17 protein-coding genes are annotated in these 18,802 nt (G+C 72.9%); 9 read left to right on the top strand and 8 right to left on the bottom strand.

Annotated features, from left to right (window positions below):
* The first annotated feature begins 53 nt into the window (after nt 1–53).
* From EIZ62_RS00820 to EIZ62_RS00810, 3 genes are all read left to right on the top strand, one after another.
* Complete coding sequence (locus EIZ62_RS00820) at nt 54–731, top strand: thiaminase II/PqqC family protein (RefSeq protein WP_156690785.1); 678 nt, start codon at nt 54–56, stop codon at nt 729–731.
* 85 nt (nt 732–816) lie between these two features.
* A complete protein-coding gene (locus EIZ62_RS00815) occupies nt 817–1,254 on the top strand; it encodes an SRPBCC family protein (RefSeq protein WP_156690784.1) in 438 nt (145 codons plus the stop codon).
* Nucleotides 1,255–1,292: 38 nt separating this feature from the next.
* A complete protein-coding gene (locus EIZ62_RS00810; RefSeq protein WP_156696126.1) occupies nt 1,293–2,942 on the top strand; it encodes a phytoene desaturase family protein in 1,650 nt (549 codons plus the stop codon).
* 61 nt (nt 2,943–3,003) lie between these two features.
* On the opposite strand, the gene EIZ62_RS00805 is transcribed toward EIZ62_RS00810, so the two are convergent.
* Nucleotides 3,004–3,885, bottom strand: a complete 882-nt coding sequence (locus EIZ62_RS00805) for a hypothetical protein (protein ID WP_156690783.1) — start codon at nt 3,883–3,885, stop codon at nt 3,004–3,006.
* Nucleotides 3,886–4,029: 144 nt separating this feature from the next.
* Here EIZ62_RS00805 and EIZ62_RS00800 point away from each other — a divergent pair, with 144 nt between their 5' ends.
* Nucleotides 4,030–4,905, top strand: coding sequence for a DUF2382 domain-containing protein (locus EIZ62_RS00800; protein ID WP_156690782.1), 876 nt, complete (start codon nt 4,030–4,032; stop codon nt 4,903–4,905).
* Between the two features lie 146 nt (nt 4,906–5,051).
* On the opposite strand, the gene EIZ62_RS00795 is transcribed toward EIZ62_RS00800, so the two are convergent.
* Complete coding sequence (locus EIZ62_RS00795) at nt 5,052–5,489, bottom strand: subtilase-type protease inhibitor (RefSeq protein ID WP_156690781.1); 438 nt, start codon at nt 5,487–5,489, stop codon at nt 5,052–5,054.
* Nucleotides 5,490–6,032: 543 nt separating this feature from the next.
* Here EIZ62_RS00795 and EIZ62_RS00790 point away from each other — a divergent pair.
* Together EIZ62_RS00790 and EIZ62_RS00785 are read left to right on the top strand one after the other, a co-directional pair.
* On the top strand, nt 6,033–6,617 hold the full coding sequence (locus EIZ62_RS00790; protein WP_156690780.1) for a carbonic anhydrase: 585 nt from the start codon (nt 6,033–6,035) through the stop codon (nt 6,615–6,617).
* 84 nt (nt 6,618–6,701) lie between these two features.
* Nucleotides 6,702–8,207 carry a SulP family inorganic anion transporter gene (locus tag EIZ62_RS00785; RefSeq protein WP_156690779.1) on the top strand — a complete coding sequence of 502 codons (1,506 nt, stop codon included), beginning with the start codon at nt 6,702–6,704 and terminating at the stop codon, nt 8,205–8,207.
* Here EIZ62_RS00785 and EIZ62_RS00780 read toward each other — a convergent pair.
* The gene (locus EIZ62_RS00780) at nt 8,180–8,380 is read right to left on the bottom strand and encodes a hypothetical protein (protein WP_156690778.1); all 201 of its coding nucleotides are present in this window, start codon (nt 8,378–8,380) and stop codon (nt 8,180–8,182) included. The two genes, EIZ62_RS00785 and EIZ62_RS00780, sit on opposite strands and share 28 nt — an antisense overlap.
* A 233-nt stretch (nt 8,381–8,613) precedes the next feature.
* On the opposite strand from EIZ62_RS00780, the gene EIZ62_RS00775 reads away from it, so the two are divergent.
* Entirely contained in the window at nt 8,614–9,078 is a 465-nt protein-coding gene (locus EIZ62_RS00775; RefSeq protein ID WP_156690777.1) for an SPW repeat protein, read from the top strand.
* A gap of 104 nt (nt 9,079–9,182) precedes the next feature.
* On the opposite strand, the gene EIZ62_RS00770 is transcribed toward EIZ62_RS00775, so the two are convergent.
* Nucleotides 9,183–9,890 carry an adenosylcobinamide amidohydrolase gene (locus EIZ62_RS00770; RefSeq protein ID WP_167536304.1) on the bottom strand — a complete coding sequence of 236 codons (708 nt, stop codon included), beginning with the start codon at nt 9,888–9,890 and terminating at the stop codon, nt 9,183–9,185.
* Nucleotides 9,891–10,034: 144 nt separating this feature from the next.
* On the bottom strand, nt 10,035–11,741 hold the full coding sequence (locus EIZ62_RS00765; RefSeq protein ID WP_156690776.1) for an ATP-binding SpoIIE family protein phosphatase: 1,707 nt from the start codon (nt 11,739–11,741) through the stop codon (nt 10,035–10,037).
* 298 nt (nt 11,742–12,039) lie between these two features.
* Between EIZ62_RS00765 and EIZ62_RS00760 the strand changes: the two genes are divergently transcribed.
* Both EIZ62_RS00760 and EIZ62_RS00755 read left to right on the top strand, forming a co-directional pair.
* Complete coding sequence (locus tag EIZ62_RS00760) at nt 12,040–13,320, top strand: MFS transporter (protein WP_167536303.1); 1,281 nt, start codon at nt 12,040–12,042, stop codon at nt 13,318–13,320.
* 210 nt (nt 13,321–13,530) lie between these two features.
* Nucleotides 13,531–15,807, top strand: coding sequence for a catalase (locus EIZ62_RS00755; protein WP_156690775.1), 2,277 nt, complete (start codon nt 13,531–13,533; stop codon nt 15,805–15,807).
* Between the two features lie 16 nt (nt 15,808–15,823).
* On the opposite strand, the gene EIZ62_RS00750 is transcribed toward EIZ62_RS00755, so the two are convergent.
* The 3 genes from EIZ62_RS00750 to EIZ62_RS00740 are packed head-to-tail and all read right to left on the bottom strand — an operon-like array spanning nt 15,824 to nt 18,787.
* Entirely contained in the window at nt 15,824–16,396 is a 573-nt protein-coding gene (locus tag EIZ62_RS00750; RefSeq protein WP_167536302.1) for a cupin domain-containing protein, read from the bottom strand.
* Complete coding sequence (locus EIZ62_RS00745; RefSeq protein WP_156696122.1) at nt 16,393–17,610, bottom strand: cytochrome P450; 1,218 nt, start codon at nt 17,608–17,610, stop codon at nt 16,393–16,395. Before EIZ62_RS00745 ends, EIZ62_RS00750 begins: the two co-directional genes overlap by 4 nt.
* A complete protein-coding gene (locus EIZ62_RS00740) occupies nt 17,603–18,787 on the bottom strand; it encodes a type III polyketide synthase (RefSeq protein WP_280117763.1) in 1,185 nt (394 codons plus the stop codon). The genes EIZ62_RS00745 and EIZ62_RS00740 overlap by 8 nt, the downstream gene beginning before the upstream one ends.
* Nucleotides 18,788–18,802 lie beyond the last annotated feature (15 nt).

The raw sequence follows: 18,802 nt of genomic DNA, 5'->3' as shown, positions 1-18,802 counted from the left end.
GACGCTGGTCCCACACGACGCAGAGCCGGACGCAGAGCCCAAGGAGCGCCGCGATGACGCAGCAGGCCCGGGAACTTCTCGCAGCCACCGCGCAGGCCCTCGCCCCCCAGCAGGGGACCAACCGGCTCGTGGCCGCCATCGCCGCCGGCACGGCGAGCCGCATCGTCCTCGGCACCCTGGCCCTGGAGCAGCGCCACATCGTCGCCGCCGACCGCCGCTCCTTCCAGCACCTGGCCGTCCGCGCCACCGACCGCCCCGAGGGCGCCGAACTGTTCGCCACCATGGCCGAGGGCGAGGCCCTGGCCCTGGACCGCCTCGGGGCGACGCTGCGCGGCTGCGGACTGGACGAGGTGACGACCGAGGCGTACGAACCCATGCCCGGTTGCCAGGCGTTCCCGGCGTACGTCTCCTGGCTCGCTCTCAACGGCGACCCGGCTGACGTCGCCGTCGCGCTGTACGCCAACTTCTCCGCGTGGGGCACCTACTGCGCGACCATCGCCGCGGCGTTGCGCGCGCGGTACGGCTTCGCCGACGAGGCGTGCGGCTTCTTCGACTTCTTCGCCCTCCCCGCGCCCGCCCTCAAGGACCAGGCCGTGGCCGCCGTGCAGGAGGGCCTCGACGCCGGACACGTCACCATGGCGCGGGCCCTCCGCTACGGCCGGCTGCTCCAGGCGTACGAAGCGATGTTCTGGGAGACCCTGGCCGCCCAGGACGCCTCCGCCCCGCACTGAGACCGCTTGGGGCGGGGCGTTCACCCCGGCCGCATGCGGGTACCCGCCCGACGTTCGTTCCCCGACAGGCGGACCGGAGGCGTCCATGGCCGTACGGCACCAGTTGATCAGCAGGCCCCCCGAGGCAGTGTGGGCCGTCCTCGCGGACGCGTCCCGGTACGGCGAGTGGGTCGTGGGTACGTCCTCGTCCCGGCACAAGTCCGGCGACTGGCCGAAGACGGGCTCCGTCCTCGAGTACTCCGTGAACCTCGGGCCGCGCACCGTCCACGGCGAGACCGTCGTCCGGCTGTACGAGCCGCCCCGGCGCCTGGAGCTGGAGGCCAAGAGCGGCGCCCTCGGCACCGCGCGGATCGCCATCGAGGTACGCCCCTGGGGCGACGAGACGCTCGTCGTCGTCGACGAACACCCGCTGCGCGGGCCCGGCGGGTTCCTGCACAACACGGCGGTCGACGCCCTCGTCCAGCTGCGCCACCGCTCCATGCTCCGCCGCCTCGCCGATGCGGTCGAGGGGGAGCCCCGGTGATCTCCGGCCCCGTCGTCCCGGGCGCGGCGCCCGACACCGTGCCGGACGCCGTGGTCATCGGCGCGGGCCCCAACGGACTGGTGGCGGCCAACCTTCTCGCCGACGCCGGCTGGTCGGTCGAGGTCCTCGAAGCGCACGACGAGCCCGGCGGAGCCGTCCGCAGCGACCGGGGCGTCCACCCGGACTACATCAGCGACGTGTGCAGCGCGTTCTACCCGCTGGCCGCCGCTTCTCCCATAGTGGCCCGGCTCGCGCTCCACGAGGAGGGCCTGTGCTGGAGCCACGCCCCCCGCGTCCTGGCCCACCCCCTGACGGACGGGCGGTGCGCGGTGCTGGAGCGCGACCGTGCGGCGACCGCGGCCGGCCTCGAGACGTTCGCGCCCGGGGACGCACTCGCCTGGGACCACCTCTGCGACATCTGGGACCGGCTCGGCCCCGACATCGTCGACGCCCTGTTCACGCCCTTCCCGCCGGTGCGCCCCACGGCCCGGCTGGCCGCCCGGCTGCGCGCGGCCGGCGGCCTGCGGCTCGCCCGCATGATGGTGCTGCCCGTACGGCGCCTGGCGGAGGAGGAGTTCCGCGGCGAGGGCGGCAGGCTCCTGCTGGCCGGCAACGCCCTGCACGCCGACCTCGCCCCCGAGGCGGCGGGCAGCGGAGGCTTCGGCTGGCTGATGTCCATGCTGGGCCAGTCGCACGGATTTCCCGTACCCCTCGGCGGAGCCGGAGCGCTCGTCGACGCCCTGGTGCGCCGCCTCGAGCGCCGCGGCGGCGTGGTGCGCTGCGGGGAGCGGGTCGTGGAGGTGACGGTCCGCGCCGGACGGGCGGTGGCGGTCCGCACGGCGGGCGGCGAGACGGTCCCGGTGAACCGCGCCGTCCTCGCCGACGTGTCCGTACCCGCCCTGTACGGGGAGCTCGTCGCCCCCCAGCACCTGCCCCCGCGACTCCTGGACGACCTGCGGCGCTTCCAGTGGGACTGGGCCACCTTCAAGCTCGACTGGGCGCTGTCGGGCCCCGTCCCCTGGGCGGCCGGTGAACCGGCGGCCACCGCCGGGACCGTACACGTGGCCGACGGTCTGGACGAACTCACCCGGTTCTCGGCGCAGCTGTCCATGCGCGAGGTGCCCGACCGGCCGTTCCTGTTGTTCGGGCAGATGACCGCCGCCGACGCGTCCCGCTCACCCGCGGGCACCGAGTCGGCCTGGGCCTACACGCACGTGCCCCACCGGGTGGGGGGCGACGCGGGCGACGCGGGCATCACCGGCTCCTGGGACCAGCGCGAGCAGGAGGTGTTCGCCGACCGCGTCGAGGCCCAGGTCGAACGGTTCGCCCCCGGCTTCCGCTCCCGTATCCTCGCCCGCCGGATCCTCGCCCCGCCGACGCTCGAAGCGATGAACGCCAACCTGCGCGGCGGCGCCATCAACGGCGGCACCACGGCGATGCACCAACAGCTCTTCTTCCGCCCGGTGCCCGGCACGGGCCGCCCCGAGACCCCGGTGGAGGGCCTCTACCTCGCCTCGGCCGGCGCCCACCCGGGAGGCGGCGTGCACGGCGCGCCCGGTGCCAACGCGGCCCGCGCGGCCCTGCGCAGCTCCCGCCCCCTGCGCCGGGCGCTCACCCGCGCCCAGACGGCCCTCGCGGGACGGGGTTTCCGCCCCACGCCCGCGTACGAAGCCCAGGAGCGGCCGTGACGGCGGACTGAGGGCGGCCTCACGGACGCGGTCGGCGGCGACAGGCCGCCGTTCACTTCGTTCACTTCCCCGGCGCCCCCTTTGCGCGGGCAGCCGCCTCCCGGGCGCGACGTCCGGCTTCGCGCGCCGCCCGCTCGGCGTCGTGGGACCGCTGCCGAGCGGTGCGTACCCGTTCGTCCGCCGTCCGCCGCAGCCGCTCGGCCTCCTTGAGCTCCCCGGTCAGCGCCTCCACCCGCTCGGCGGCCTCCCGCAGCTCCGCCTCGGCGTGTTCCTCGTCCGCGGCGGCCCGGTCCCGGTCCTCCTCGCGGGCGTGGGCCTCCTTCTCGGCGAGCCGGAGTTCCTCGCGCAGCTCGCGTGCCCGCCTCGCCCGTTCTCGTTCGTCCTGCTTCTCCCGCTGTTCCTGTGCCGGACGTGCGGTGCGCCGTGCGGTGCGCCGTTCCGGCGGCGGTGCTATGACGTCCGCGAGGGCGGCGCCGAAGCCCACCGGGGCGCTCAGGGGTTTCACCAGCCGCCCCGACGCCCACTCGTCCGCGGCGGCGGGGTCGGCCAGGACCGCGTGCAGCGTGGCCTCGACCTCGTGCTGGACGTCCTCGCCGACCGGCTGCCCGGCGTCCGCCGCCAGTTGCCGCGCCTGCCGGGCGAGGGCGGTGACCAGGACGTGCTGCTGCCGGCTGAGTTCCCGGAGCCGTGCGCCGTCCAGGTCCTGGTGCGCACGGCGCAGCCCGTCCCCGAGCCCGGCCAGCGACCGGGCCTCCTCCGGTCGCTCCCGCACGAGGAGGTTGCTGACCCAGGCCGCCAGGGTGGGCCGGCGCAACGCCCGGACGGCGTCGGCGAGTGCCCGGTCGCCGGCCTTGCGGGCCTCGGCCGCGCGGGCGTTGCGTGCGGCGGTGAAGCGGTCGGGACGCAGCCCGTACAACTCGTCGGTGACGCTCTCCAGGTCCACGGTCCATACATGCCCGCTTTCGAGCGGATTGAGAGGTTTTCCTCCCGGAAGCGGTGGTCACCCGACCCGAGAGATCCGAACACGAGAGACCGACATGAGAGACCGACACGACAGAACCGACACGAGAGAACCGCGGGAGGATGCATGATCACGCAGGCACAGATCCCGGACGTGCTGGACCATCCGGTGTACGACGCGACCGGCGACAAGATCGGCGAGGCCAAGCACGTGTTCGTCGACGATGTGACGGGCCGGCCCGACTGGGTCAGCGTCAAGACCGGATTCTTCGGCTCGGGCGAGTCGTTCGTGCCCATCCACGACGCGAGCGTGGTCGAGGACCACCTGGAGGTGCCGTACCCCAAGGGCAAGGTCAAGGAGGCCCCGAACGTCGACGTCGACGCGGGCGGCCACCTGTCGGCCGTGGAGGAGCGGCGGCTCTACGAGTACTACGGCATCCGTTGGGACGGCACGCTGGAGGGCGGCGACCGGTCCGGCGACGACGACCGTGCGCGCGGGACGGGCACCGCGGCGGCGGGCACCGCGGGTGCAGCCGGGGCCGCGGGTGCGGCCGGGACCGTGGGTGCTGCCGGGACCGCGGGTGACGCGGGCACCGCACGCGCCGCGGGTGGCCGCACCGACGACGCCATGACCCGCTCCGAGGAGGAGATGCACGTCGGAGTGGAGCAGCGCGAGAGCGGCAGGGCCCGGCTGCGCAAGTACGTCGTGACCGAGGAGGTCGAGCAGACCGTCCCGTTGCGGCACGAGGAGGTCGTCCTGGAGCGCGAGCCGGTCACGGACGCCAACCGCGACGCGGCGCTGTCCGGGCCGGAGATCACCGAGTCCGAGCACGAGGTGACGCTGCACGCGGAGGAGGCCGTGGTGGAGACCAGGGCCACTCCGGTGGAGCGGGTGCGGCTGCGCGCCGAGGAGGTCACCGACGAGGAGACCGTTCGCGGGCAGGTCCGCAAGGAGCGGATCGAGGCCGAGCTGCCCGACGACGAAACCCCCCGCGACCGCTGATCCTCGCCACGCACGTCGTATACGACCGCGAGCGATCGCGAGCGCAGCCAGGATGAGCCGGATGGACGCGACGAGGCCCGCACGGTCCGTGGTGGACCGTGCGGGCCTCGGCTCTCGCGGTGCGCGGGGACCGGCGGGGCCGTGGATCAGAAGGAGAACACGCTCGAACCCTCGGCCTGCAACATGCAGGAATTGCCGTACGTCTTCTCGAAGTTGACGCGCTGGCCTTCCCATATTCCCTGCGCGGTGACGACGACCGGGTCCCAGATCTTGACGCAGGGCCGGGCCGTGTCGTCCCCCAGATTGTCGAAGCTGCCCCGGGCGGCCCGCAGTTCGCCACAGGCCTGTTCGGGCGCCGGGTGCGATCCGCCGGCCTTGGGGCTGCACGTGAGCGTGACCGCTCGCAGGGGTACGGCGGTGGCGGCGGTCTCGCCCTGGGCGACCGTCAGCACCAGGGCCGTGGGTGCGTAGAGCCGCGGCGCGGGCGCGGCGGCCTCCGCGGCGGCCGCCGGGACGGTCACGGGTCCGAGGACCCCCGCCGTGGCCAGACCGCAAATGACGGCGCGCCTTACCAGTGTCCGCATGACAGGAAACCTTTCCGTTCGTTTTGGGTTCGTTTCGGGTTCGTCTTGGTGCGGTGTGCGGCAGTCACATTGCCGTGCCCGCCCTGTTGACGCACATTCAGCGACGCTTTTCAGTTTGGTCAGTTATTCAAGCGCTGACGCGAACCCATTCCCGAAACGCCGTGAGCGGTCCCGTGATCCCCTCGTTCATCAGGGTGTTGTGGTGTGTGATGAATGGTTCAAACGTGCACCATGCGTGGAAACGTTCGTGTGGCCGTCGCGCAACACGTCCGAAACATGGCGGCAACGCGGAGCGCTGTGATCCGGCCTGCCCGTCCCGGCGTGCCGACTCAAAAGGACCTTTCACCTGAAGGTAATGTTCTGGCAAAGTTGACGAAGGCTGCTGCTGTGCATGATCGTTGTCGCACCCACCACGGTGCCGTGCTCCGCAGCACCGCGGAGACCCCGTGGCCGTCGTCGACGACACCCCCCACACGACAACCGACAATGACCCGACCACACCGCGTCCCGGCCCCAAACCCGGAGCGCAGGAGGCAGGCCGCCATGAAGTCCCTGATCGACAACGCCCGTGCGTTCCGGACCCGCGTCGCCCAACAGCCGCAGGAGTTCCGCGATCTCGCCGCCGGACAGTCCCCCCAGGCGCTGTTCATCACCTGTTCCGACTCCCGCGTGATCCCCTCACTCATCACGGGTGCCCGACCGGGCGAGCTCTTCGAGCTGCGCACCGCCGGCAACGTGGTCCCCCGGTACGACGAGGCCCGGCCGAGCGCCGAGGCCGCCACCGTCGAGTACGCCGTGCGCGTCCTCGGTGTCCGCGACATCGTCGTGTGCGGGCACTCCCACTGCGGAGCCGTGGGCGCGCTCGTGCGCGGCGACGACCTCTCCGCCCTTCCCGCCGTGCGCGGCTGGCTCGACCACTCCGTGCCCGAGCCGCCCGCTGCCCCCGACCTCGCCGGGGCGGTGCGCCGCCACGCGGTGGCGCAGCTCGACGCGCTCCGCGGCCACCCCGCCGTGCGCGAACTCCTCGCCGACGGTCAACTGACGCTGCACGCCTGGTACTACGAGATCGACACCGGTGCGGTGAGTGCGTACCGGCCGGAGCCGGAGGGCGAGTTCGTGCCCCTGTGACGGGGCCGAGCACTCTCCTCCCCCCTCCGTCCGTCCGCCGCCCCCGCCGGGGCGGCGGACCGCATCCCCAGGGACCCCACCCTCATGTTCTCCCCGTTGAAGGACCGCACCGTGCTGCGCCGCGACATACTCGCGTCGCTCGTCGTCTTCCTCGTCGCCCTGCCCCTGTGCGTGGGCGTGGCCGTCGCCTCCGGCGTACCCGCCGAACTCGGGCTGATCACCGGCATCGTCGGCGGCATCGTCGTGGGCTGCCTGCCCGGAAGCTCCCTCCAGGTCAGCGGCCCCGCCGCGGGCCTGACCGTCCTGGTGTACGAGGCCGTCCAGGAATTCGGCCTGGCCGCCCTGGGAGCCATCGTGCTCATATCCGGGCTGCTCCAACTGCTCCTCGGCGCACTCGGGTTCGGCCGCTGGTTCCGTGCCATCTCCGTCGCCGTCGTCCAGGGCATGCTCGCCGGAATCGGCCTGGTCCTCGTCCTCGGCCAGGTGTACGCGATGGCCGACACCGCACAGCCGTCCGGCGGCCTCGGCAAGCTCGCCGGGCTGCCCGCGCTGGCCGGCTCCCTCTTCTCCGGCGGTACGGCCCTCACCGCCTTCCTCGTCGGTGCGGGAACCGTCGCCGTGCTCGTCCTGTGGCCACGCCTTCCGGCCCGCGCCCGGGTCGTCCCCGGCCCGCTGGTGGCCGTCGCCCTGGCCACCGCCGTGACCGCCCTGTGCGGCCTGCCCATCGCCAAGGTCGAGGTCCAGGGCCTGCTCGAGGCGATCCAGCCGCCCTCCCTCGGGGAGTTCGGCGGGCTCGCCACCGTGGCGGCGCTCGGCACCGTCCTCGCCTTCACGCTCATCGCCTCGGCCGAGTCCCTGTTCAGCGCGGCCGCCGTCGACCGCATGCACGACGGGCCGCGCACCGACTACGACAAGGAGCTGATGGCCCAGGGCATCGGCAACACCGTCTGCGGGGCGCTCGGCGCCCTGCCCATGACGGCCGTCATCGTCCGCAGCGCCGCCAACGTACAGGCCGGGGCACGCACGTCACTCTCGCGCGTCCTGCACGGAGTGTGGCTGCTGCTGTTCGCCGCACTGCTGCCCGCCGCGATCGGCGTCATCCCGCTCGCCGCGCTCGCCGGCGTCCTGGTGCACGCCGGCTGCAAGCTCATACCCGTCAAGGACCTGCTCCCGCTGTGGCGCGACCACCGCGGCGAGGCCGTGATCCTCGTCGTCACGGCGGTGGCCATCCTGGTCACCAACCTCTTCGAGGGCGTCCTGCTGGGCCTGCTGCTCGCGGTGTGCAAGACCGCCTGGGAGACGTCCCACCTCCACGTCGAGGTGCGGGAACTCACCGGCGGCCGCCTGGTCGCGACCATCACCGGCAACGCGACCTTCCTCCGGCTGCCCAGGATCCTGGAGGAGCTGGAGAACCTCCCGAAGGACAAGCCCATCGAGCTCGACCTCTCCGGGCTGCGCCACCTCGACCACGCGTGCCGCGTCGCCCTGGAGAACTGGGCGCTGCGTCACAACGACGCCGGCACCGAACCGGTGCGGATGCTGCACCCCGAAGAGGTCCCGGCTCAGGCCTCGTCCGCGTCCAGCACGTAGCGCACGACGGATGACGGTGTCAGCCGGTCGTTCTTGACGACGGCGACACCGCCGCTCCCGGTACGGCCGTCCGTACCGGGAGCGGTTTCGTGTCCGGCCGCGACGGCGGTGGCGGCCCCGGCGGCGAGCAGCACGCCGGTGGCCGCGGCCACGGCGGTGGCACGGAGGTACATGGTTCCCCTCTCGGTCGGTGATGCGTTGCGTCCCGTGATGCGTTGCGTCCGGTGAGCGCCGCGTCGTTCACGGTCCTGCCGGTGAGCAACGAAGTGGGGCCGCAGAAGTGTCGGGTGACGGTTGTCGTCAGCGCGACGTATGCCCGTAATTCCCCTATTGACCGAAGGGCCGGATCGGTAGTTATATGTTGAATAAAGGGCAGATAAAGTCTTCCACAGGAGGCGGGCCCGCAATGACCACCCACCCGAGCATCGAGCAACACCCCGATCTCGCCGAGATGCGGTCTCGGTTCGAACGGGCGACCAGCACCCCCCGTGGCCAGGCGATCGAGACCCTCGGCCTCCTCACGGGTCTCTTCCTGGCGGCCTCGCCATGGATCGTCGGCTTCAGCGGCCTCACGGCCCTCGCCGTGTGCAACCTGATCACCGGTGTCGCCTACGCCCTGTGCATGGGCGGGTTCGGCTCGGCATACGAGCGGACCCACGCCATGGCCTGGTCGGCGTGCGCCATCGGCGCATGGACGATCGTGTCTCCCTGGGTCGTCGCGGGCAACGTCGACACGACCCGCAGTGTGGTCTGCAACGTGATCGTCGGCGCCGTGGCCCTGCTCCTCGGCCTGGCGATGACCGGGTCGGCGATGTCCGGCCGCCGTTCCGGCCGTACCCGCGCCCGTGGAGGCCCCGGCCCCATGGCGTGAAGCAGACCGACCCGCTCGACCAGGAAGGCCCCGGCGCCCGTGCGCCGGGGCCTTCCGCGTCCGCTCGGGCCCTCCGCGCGCCGGCGCAACGCGCGGGCGGCCGGTCAGACGCCGGACCGTGAGCGGGGGAGTGCGGGAGGGAGCGCCGCCGTGAGAACGGCCCGGTGGACGGCGCGTGCCAGCCGGGCACCCCACACGGAGCGCGGCCCCGCGAAGGCCTGCGTCTCCCGGCCGGCCCCCGGCACGGGCGCGGCGACGCAGACGGCGTCGGTCGGCGTGCCGGAGCAGTCGTGACCGGCGTCCAGCAGCGCCTGGACCTTGGCCTCGGTCACCGTGGCGACGGCGTTCACCAGAGCGGCGTCGCTCAGCGGGACCGGTACACAACCGATGATGTTTATCGTCCCCGCCGGGGGAGGCCCCGAGTACCCCCGGGCCGGCGAAGCGGCCCAGCCGGTGACCCCCAGACCCGCGGTCACCAGCGCCTCCGCGCCCTCGTCGGCCCCGTGGGCGAAACCCCGCACATCGGCGGCCGTCATCATCCCCACCCCCGCCCCCTCGGCGCCGGCCGTCCGTGCGAGGGCGGCCAGGTGGGCGGCCGGGTCCATGCGCCGGTAACCGTGGGCCACCTGGGCGTTCAGGACCCAGGCCCGCTCGGCGATCCCACCGCCCAGCACCGCGCTGCTCACCATCCGCCAGCCCGGCCCCGCACGCCAGAGCAGACCGTGCAGCCGCTCCCCGTCCTCGTCGCGCGCCCAGCCCTCCACCCGCACCAGACGGGCGCCGGCCGGCGTGGGCGTGGTGAGGGAGGACACGGGCGCGGCTCCTTGGGCGTAGGGCGTTCACGGCCTGCGACGTGCGGTGTTCACCGCGCGGCGTACGGCGTTCGAGGGATGACCGGATGATCGTAATGAGACGTCCGCCGCTCCCGGAACCGGCCCCCCGCCGGCCGTGGTGACCTACAGGTCGGCCAGTCCGGCGACCTCCGGACCGGCCGGTCCGGCGATGTCCTGTTCCGCCCAGACGACCTTGCCCGTCGGCGTCCGGCACGACCCCCAGCGGCGACAGAGCATGTTGATCAGTTGCAGTCCCCGGCCGCCCTCGGCGCTCAGCGGCGCGTGCTGGATCTGCGGCAGGTCGGGACCGGAGTCCGACACCTCCACGCACAGCCGTTCGTGCCGGATGAGCCTGAGCCGGTCCGGGCCGCCCCCGTACCGCAGGGCGTTGCCGACGAGCTCGCTGACGACCAGCTCCGTGACGTCCACCAGGTCGGGCAGCGACCAGCGCTCCAGCTGGCTCCGCACCAGGCGCCGGGCCTCCCCGGCGGCCGACCCGTCCGACGGCAGGGGCCACACGTGCAGCTCGCCGTCCGGCAGGGGCCGGGCCTCCGCGACGAGGACGACGGCGTCGTCGAACGGTGTGCCGCCCTCCCCGACGAACCTCGTCGACGTCACGTCGCAGCTCAGCGACAGCTCGGGCCGCGGGCCTCCGACCGCCTCGCGCAGCCGGCCCAACTGCGTCTCGATGTCGACTTCCCGGCTCTTGATCAGGCCGTCGGTGTACAGCATCAGCCGCGCGGGCTCCGGCACCTCCAGGGTCACCGGATCGTACGGGATGACCCCGGCCCCCAGGGGCGCGCCCGCCGGCACCTCCATGAACGACGCCTCACCCGCGCCGTCGATCAGCAACGGCGGCAGGTGACCGGCGCTGGCCAGCCGGAACGTCCGCTCGGCCGGGTCGTACACCGCGCACAGGCAGGTGGCGACCTGGTCCTCCTCCAGGTCGCGCGCGGCGAGGTCCAGCCGGGCCAGGACCCGTTCCGGGGCGATGTCCAGCCCCAGCAGCGTACGGGCGACCGAACGCAACCGGCCCATGGTCGCGGCGGCCGCCAGGCCATGACCCATGACGTCCCCGACGACGAGCGCGGTACGGCCGCTGGGCAGGGGCACGACGTCGAACCAGTCCCCGCCCACTCCGCTCGGCTCGACGGCCGGCTGGTAGCTGGACGCCACGTGCAGCCCCGGTGTGGAGGGCGCGGCCCGGGGCAGCAGGGCGCGCTGGAGCGTCAGGACCGTTTCGCGCTCACGGCTGTAGAGGCGGGCGTTGTCGACGTACACCGCGGCCTTGGACGCCAGCTCCCAGGCCAGCGCCAGATCGGTGGGGGTGAAGGGGGCCCTGTTCCCGGCGCGTACGAAGTCGGCGGCCCCCAGCAGCACCCCGCGGGCGATGAGCGGAACGGCCATGTAGCTGTGCACGCCGGCGCGTCGCATGAGGCGCGCGGCGCGGGGCGTCGGGGCGATGGACTCGAACTGGTCCGCCGCGATCCGGCTCACCAGCACGGGACGGCGTGCCGTCAGGCACTGGTAGACGAACTTGGGCGTCGGGTGGATCGTCGACAGGTCGCCCACCGGATCCGGTTCCAGCCGCCGCAGCCGGTCGATCGCCGACACCGCCATGGCGCGGGTCAGGGGCACGCCGCCGCCGCCCGCCCGGTCGCCCTCGCCGCCCCGCAGCACCGACTCCAGGAGATCCACCGCCGCGCCGTCCGCCATCCTGGGGACGGTGAAGTCGGCGAGCTCCTGAGCGGTCGTCCCCAGGTCCAGGGTGGTGCCGATCAGGTTGCCGGCCTCGTTGAGCCAGTCCAGCCGGGAGCGGGCGGCGGTCATGGAACCGACCGCGGCCACGGTCCGCCGCAGGGCACGTGCTGCCCGCAGCGGGTCGAAACGGCCACCGGGCCCCCCGCGAACCCTCCGGCTCCCTCCCGGACTGCGGCTGTCGTCCACGTCGTGTACCTCTCCCACGGCGCTGCCGGACTGCTGGAATCCCCGATTCTGCCCTGTCCGGCTCCCGGCGGCCTCCCGGAGGCCCGGTGGGCGGGCGGCGCGGGACACCCCGCCGCGGACTTCACGAACACGTGACACCGGACATGTGTGCGAGCCGGACGGCATGGGGAGGGCCGTGATCATGACAGAGACATCCGTCCCCGTACGCCGGCCGGCCCGGCAGCTGCTCGCCGCCTCCGTGGGCAACGCGGTCGAGTGGTACGACTGGTACGCCTACACCTTCCTCGCCACCTACATCGCCGGCCAGGTCTTTCCCGAGAGCAGCGGGAACTCCCTCGTCCCCCTGCTGTCCACCTTCGCCGTCTTCGCGGTCGGGTTCTTCATGCGGCCCGTCGGCGGACTGCTGATGGGCGCCGTCGCCGACCGGCACGGCCGGCGCGCCGCCCTGACGGTCACCATCCTGCTCATGGGCGGCAGCAGCCTCCTCGTCGGGCTGACACCGACGTACGCCGCGGCGGGAGTGCTCGCGCCCGTGGTGCTCGTGGCCGCCCGGCTCCTGCAAGGCCTCTCCGTGGGCGGGGAGTTCGCCGCCTCCACCACGTTCCTGGTCGAATCGGCCGGACCGGGCAGGCGCGGCCTGTTCTCCAGCTTCCAGTACGTCTCCACCACCATCGGCCAGCTCACCGCCTCCGGCGTCGCCGCCGCCCTGGTCAGCAACCTGGGGGAGGGGCAGATGGAAAGCTGGGGGTGGCGCGTCCCGTTCCTCGCGGGAGCGGCGCTCAGCCTCGTCGGCTTCTGGATCCGGCGCGGCGCCCAGGAGACCCTCGAACCCACGGGTGAGCACGCCGGACGGCCCCGCCCCCGGCTCCTCGACGCGCTGCGCCACCACCCGCGCGAGTCGCTGCTGATCTGCGGCATCACGGCCGGCGGCACCATCGCCTACTACACGTGGACCTCCTACCTGCCCACGTACGCCGAACTCAACGCCGGGATCGACAAGGCCGACGCCCTGCTCGCCGGTACGCTCTCGCTCGGCTTCTTCGCCCTGCTCCAGCCGCTCGGCGGGCTGCTGTCGGACCGCTTCGGCCGCAAACCGCCGCTGCTGTTCTTCGGCGCGGGCTTCGCCCTGCTCGCCGTACCCCTGCTGCACACCATCGGGGACTCCTTCGCCTCGCTGCTGCTGGTCCAGTGCGCGGGCATGGTCCTCCTGACCGGCTTCACCTCGATCTCGGCCGCCGTCAACGCGGAGATCTTCCCCGCGCGCGTGCGCGCCGCGGGCATCGGCTTCCCGTACTCCCTGACCGTCGCCCTCTTCGGCGGGACGGCGCCCTACGTCGGCACCCTGTTCACGGACCTGGACCACCCGGGCCTGTTCCCCTGGTACGTCTCCGCGGTGTGCCTGGTGTCCGCCCTCGTGTACCTGCGGCTGCCCGAGACCGCGCACCAGGAACTGGAGCGCTGACCCGCCCGGACGCCCCGGCCGAATCCGGCACAAAACTCCGTGGTTCCCACAACGACCTGGGGGTACCAGGGCGCCATGACCCCACGCGGACCGGCGGATCCCGCCACCGAGCCGGTGTGTGCCGATGGACGGACGTCTCCGGCGACTTCGTTACGCGCCGCCCCGCGAGGGTCATGGCTGAGGAGTCCCAGTCCCGAGCACGGAGGAACCATGCCCAACCCCAAACCGCTCAAGGCCGCCGCGCAGAAGCTGACCGAGGCCCTCCAGGACGGCGGCCCCGCCGAAGGCGTCCCCGGCGCGCCCGCCCCCGAGCCCGCCCAGGTCGAGGAACCCACCGAGGCGCGCGGGCCCCTGCCGCCCAAGCCGGACCAGGGCGAGCCGGCCCCGTACTCGCCCACCGGCCGCCACACCGGCAACCCGCCGCAGTCCCGCGCCCAGGACGGGCCCTACCTCACCACCGCCCAGGGCGCCCGGCTGTACGACACCGACCACTCGCTCAAGGCGGGCCCCCGCGGCCCGGTCCTCCTCCAGGACCACCACCTGCGCGAGAAGATCATGCACTTCGACCACGAGCGCATCCCGGAGCGCGTCGTCCACGCCCGGGGCGCCGGTGCCCACGGCGTCTTCCAGGCGTACGGCACCGCCGAGGGCGTCACCAAGGCGGCCTTCCTGCGCAAGGGCACCGAGACACCGGTCTTCGTACGGTTCTCCACCGTGCTCGGCTCGCGCGGCTCCGCCGACACCGTCCGCGACACCCGGGGCTTCGCCACGAAGTTCTACACCGAGGAGGGCGTCTTCGACCTCGTCGGCAACAACATCCCGGTCTTCTTCATCCAGGACGCCATCAAGTTCCCCGACGTCATCCACGCCGGCAAGCCGCACCCCGACCGGGAGATCCCGCAGGCCCAGAGCGCCCACGACACCTTCTGGGACTTCGTCTCCCTGCACACCGAGGCCCAGCACCACACCATGTGGAACATGTCCGACCGGGGCATCCCCCGCTCGTACCGCACCATGGAGGGCTTCGGCGTCCACACCTTCCGCCTCGTCAACGCGGAGGGCGCCACCACCCTGGTCAAGTTCCACTGGAAGCCCAAGCTCGGCGTGCACTCCCAGCTCTGGGAGGAGGCGCAGATCACCGGCGGTGTCGACCCCGACTTCCACCGCCGCGACCTCGCCGACGCCATCGAGGCCGGCGCGCACCCCCAGTGGGAACTGGGCATCCAGACCTTCCCCGACACCCCCGAGCAGACCTTCGAGGGAATCGACCTGCTGGACCCCACGAAGATCGTCCCCGAGGAGCTCGCGCCGGTCCGGCCCATCGGCCTCCTCACCCTCAACCGCAACCCCAGCAACTTCTTCGCCGAGACCGAACAGGTCGCCTTCCACGTCGGCCACCTCGTCCCCGGCATCGACGTCACCGACGACCCGCTGCTCGCCGGACGCCTCTTCTCCTACCTGGACACCCAGATCACCCGGCTGGCCGGCCCCAACTTCCACCAGATCCCCATCAACCGGCCGCACGCCCCCGTCAACGACATGCTCCGCGACGGCTTCCACCAGCAGGCCGTGCACAGCGGCGTCGCCCCCTACAAGCCGAACTCGCTCGACGGCGGCTGCCCCTTCTTCGCCGGCGCCGACACCGCGGCGTTCATCGAGACCCCGGTGGAACTGCCCGCCTCCCGCAAGGTCCGCGAGGCACCCGCCAGCTTCGACGACCACTTCAGCCAGGCCCGGCTGTTCTGGCTCAGCATGAGCCCGGTCGAGCGCGAGCACATCATCACCGCGTACACCTTCGAGCTCGGCAAGGTCTACGACAACGCCATCAAGGAACGCCAGCTCCGGGCGCTCGCCCACATCGACGCCGAACTGTGCGCACGGGTCGCCGAGGGCCTCGGGCTCCCCGCGCCCGAACCCACGGGGCCGCTCGCCGACGTCCGGCCGAGCCCCGCGCTGTCCCAGGTCGGCCAGGAGTGGCCCGCCGACGGCCGCGTCATCGGGATCGTCGCCGACGACACCAGCGACCTCGACGCCGTACGGACCCTCCGTCAGACCGTCGTTGACGCGGGCATGGTCCCCCTCGTCATCGCCCCGGCGGGCGGGAAGCTCGGAGCGGGCGGCGCCGACCCGGTCACCGTGCAGCGCACCTTCGCCACGGCGCGCTCGATCGAGTTCGACGCCCTGATCCTCGCCGGGGTGCCCGCGCCGGGCGCCGACGCCTACGGCGCGCGGGACGCCAAGGCAGGCGACGCCGGGCAGGCGGCCACCGCCCTCGACCCCCGGCTCCTGCTGATGCTGTCCGAGGCGTACCGGCACGCCAAGGCCATCGGCGGCTGGGCGGGCGCCGACAGCGTCCTGGAGGCCGCGGGCGTGCCCGCCGGCGCACCCGGCGTGGTGAGCGGCGACAGCGGCGAGGGCGTCCTCGCCGAGATCACCCGGCTCCTGGGCCGCCACCGCGTCTGGGACCGCTTCCCCGCCGCGGCGTGAGGGAGTTCGCCTCCGCTCAGGGCTCCCGGTCCGCGTCGTGCCGCAGCGGCGTCAGCTGCTCGATGTCGTAGCGGTCGCGCAGCGCGGCGATCGCCGCGTGGTCCGGGGGCCCGCCCCGGTCGAGGATCTCGATCAGCTCCTCGAAGTACCGTTCGTGGTCCGGCGGCGGCGACGCCTGGAAGAACATCTTCGCGGGGCTGTCCGTACGGTTGGCGAAAGCGTGCGGACAGCCCGGCGGGACCACGATCACCGTGCCGGGGGTGGCACGGACCGTGCGCCGGCCGGACGGCGACTCCCAGTGCCGCCAGTCGTCGCCCGTCCGCACCCGCGGCTCGAACGCCAGGACGTCCAGCTCCCCCTCCAGGACGTAGAACAGCTCCTCGCTCCGGGCGTGCACATGGGCGCCCACGTCGAAACCGGGCGGCACCACCACCTCGAAGCTCGACGCCGCCCGCGAGTGCTCGCCGGTCACCTTGAAGGTGACCTCGTGCGCGGGCGAACGCAGCGTACGGCCGTGGCCGGTCGGCACCAGGAGACCGTCGGGGGCGTCGGCCAGCAGCCCGGCCGGCACCCCCTGATGCGCGGTCACCAGGCCACCGGGAGGGACTTCGGCCCGCGGATCAGCGCGCCGCGCCGGAACGGCACCTCCTCGACCGGAACGGCGAAACGCAGACCCGGGAACCGGTCCAGGAAGGCGTCCACCAGCAGTTCCGACTCCATCCGCGCGAGCATCGCGCCCACGCAGAAGTGCGGCCCGTACCCGAACGCCACGTGCGGATTCGGGCTCCGGTCGAAGTCCAGCGTCTCCGGGGACGGGAACACATCCGGGTCCCGGTTCGCCGCCAGGTACGAGACGTAGACCGGCTCGCCGGCCCGGATCCGCACCCCCGCCACCGTCACGTCCTCCACGGCGATCCGCGACAGACCGACCGCGCTGCGGTGCGGGATGTACCGCAGCAACTCGTCGATGGCACGCGGCCGCACCTCCGGCTCGGCGCGCAGCCGCGCCAGGTGCTCGGGGTGGGTGAGCAGCAGGAACAGCATGTTCCCGCAGTTGTTGGTGACCGCCTCGCCGCCGATCTGGATCAGCAGCGCCAGCCCCACCGCCTCGGACGCGGTGATCTCACCGTTCGCCACGGCGGCCCCGAGCAGGCCGACGACACTCTCCTCGTCGTCGCCGTCACGCGGCTGGCTCAGCAGATCGGCGAAGTAGGAGCACATGTCCTCCTTGGCGCGCTGGCTGCGCTCGACCCCGTGGGCCGAGGAGAGGATCAGATTCGTCCACTCGTGCATCCGCGGCCGGTCGATCGGCGGGACGCCCATCAGCTCGCACACCACGGCCAGCGGGAAGGGCCCCAGCAGCCGCTCGGTGAAGTCGGCCGGCGGGCCGTCGGCCAGCACCTCGTCGACCAGCTCCTCCAGCAGCTCCCGGGACCGCTCCCGCAGCCGCTCCACGCCCCGCGTGGTGAACGCCGGCGCCACGGCCCGGCGCAGCCGCGTGTGGTCGGGCGGATCCTCGAACCCCACCGCCCCGTCCACCGGGATGAAGTGCGGCGCGAGCCGGGTGACGTCGTTCTCCACGACCAGCTTGCGGCTGAAGCGCGGATCGTTCGTCACCGCCCTGACGTCGTCGTAGCGCGTCACGAGCCAGGCCCAGCCCTCGCCGTTGGGCAGCTTGATCCGGGTGATGGGGCCCTCCCGCATCAACTCCGCCAGCACCGGGTCGAACTCCGTGCCGAACAGGTCGAGCGCGGGCCAGTGGCGCACCGGGGGCAGTGCGGCCGTGGTCGTCGGTTCATCCAACACGGGTCGGTTCCTCCACCGGTACGCGGTCGGGCAGGTCCTTGAGCACGTGGGAGCCGAGGCGTTCGGTGACGCGGTCGGAGACCGTCCAGCGGCCGAGCGACATCTCGGCCGTGATGCCGGGACCGAACCCCGCGAGCAGACCGCGGGCGCTGTGCTCCGCGCTCCCCTCGTCGAACAGCCGGCGCAGCGCGTCCAGGACGACGGCGCTGGCGATGTTCCCGTACTCGGTCAGCGTGGCCCGGCTGAAGCGGAACGCCTCCGCCGGCACGCCGAGGAACGTGCTCAGGTCGTCCAGGATCCTCGGGCCACCCGCGTGGATGATGTAGAAGTCCAGGTCGGAGGCGTCCCAGCCGTGCTGCCCCGCCAGCTCCTTGAGGGCCGGCGCCAGCGGTTCCATGGTGCCCGGCACCCGCTTGTCGAGCTTGAAGTGGAAGCCGGTCGACCGTACGTCGTACGCGATCCAGTCCTCCGTCTCCGGGACCAGGTAGGAGCCGTTGCGCTCCAGCGTCACGCCCGTACCGCCCCGGCCCCGCATCACGGCGGCCGCGAGGCCGTCGCCGAACAGGCCGTTGGACAGCAGGTTGCCGACGCCCAGGTCGGTCGGCTGGTAGCACAGTGAGCAGAACTCGCAGGCCACGATGAGCGCGTTCGCCTCCGGGTAGGCGGTGCAGAAGTCGTGCGCCCGGTTGATCGCCGCGCCGCCCGCCGCGCAGCCGAGCTGGGCGATGGGCACCTGGCGGGTGTCGCTGCGGAAGCCCATGGTGTTGATCAGCCAGGCCGTGAGCGACGGCATCATGAAGCCGGTGCACGACACGTAGATGATCACGTCGATGTCCGCGGCGCGGAGATCGGCGTCCTTCAGGGCCTGCTCGATGACGGCCGGCACCCGGGCCTTGGCCTCGGTCTCGTATATCCGGTTGCGTATCTCGAAGCCCTCGTGCCGCAGCGTCTCCTCGATCGGCCGCAGCAGGTGTCGCTTCTGGACACCGGTGTTCTCCATCAGCCGGAGGGCGAGCGGGAGCTGGGGGTGGTCCGCGTGAATGGTCCGCGCCAGGTCGAGCGTCTGCTGCATGGTGATCACGTGCTCGGGGACGGAGACCGCGGGTCTGCACAACGTGGCCATGACGTAAGCCCTTTCGTCGCGTTTGCACTCAAAGGATCCGGGACGGGCGATCGTCGCGCGCGGCGA

It is taken from the genome of Streptomyces ficellus, from assembly GCF_009739905.1.
GTDB lineage: Bacteria > Actinomycetota > Actinomycetes > Streptomycetales > Streptomycetaceae > Streptomyces > Streptomyces ficellus_A.
This window is presented reverse-complemented; position numbering and strand designations above follow the sequence as displayed.

Bases quoted from the DNA above. Each gene is read 5' to 3' on its own strand.
- EIZ62_RS00775 (WP_156690777.1), top strand. From the start codon at position 8,614: ATGACCACCCACCCGAGCATCGAGCAACACCCCGATCTCGCCGAGATG.
- EIZ62_RS00755 (WP_156690775.1), top strand. From the start codon at position 13,531: ATGCCCAACCCCAAACCGCTCAAGGCCGCCGCGCAGAAGCTGACCGAG.
- EIZ62_RS00785 (WP_156690779.1), top strand. From the start codon at position 6,702: ATGTTCTCCCCGTTGAAGGACCGCACCGTGCTGCGCCGCGACATACTC.
- EIZ62_RS00820 (WP_156690785.1), top strand. From the start codon at position 54: ATGACGCAGCAGGCCCGGGAACTTCTCGCAGCCACCGCGCAGGCCCTC.
- EIZ62_RS00760 (WP_167536303.1), top strand. From the start codon at position 12,040: ATGACAGAGACATCCGTCCCCGTACGCCGGCCGGCCCGGCAGCTGCTC.
- EIZ62_RS00800 (WP_156690782.1), top strand. From the start codon at position 4,030: ATGATCACGCAGGCACAGATCCCGGACGTGCTGGACCATCCGGTGTAC.
- EIZ62_RS00780 (WP_156690778.1), bottom strand. From the start codon at position 8,380: ATGTACCTCCGTGCCACCGCCGTGGCCGCGGCCACCGGCGTGCTGCTC.
- EIZ62_RS00790 (WP_156690780.1), top strand. From the start codon at position 6,033: ATGAAGTCCCTGATCGACAACGCCCGTGCGTTCCGGACCCGCGTCGCC.
- EIZ62_RS00795 (WP_156690781.1), bottom strand. From the start codon at position 5,489: ATGCGGACACTGGTAAGGCGCGCCGTCATTTGCGGTCTGGCCACGGCG.
- EIZ62_RS00815 (WP_156690784.1), top strand. From the start codon at position 817: ATGGCCGTACGGCACCAGTTGATCAGCAGGCCCCCCGAGGCAGTGTGG.
- EIZ62_RS00765 (WP_156690776.1), bottom strand. From the start codon at position 11,741: ATGACCGCCGCCCGCTCCCGGCTGGACTGGCTCAACGAGGCCGGCAAC.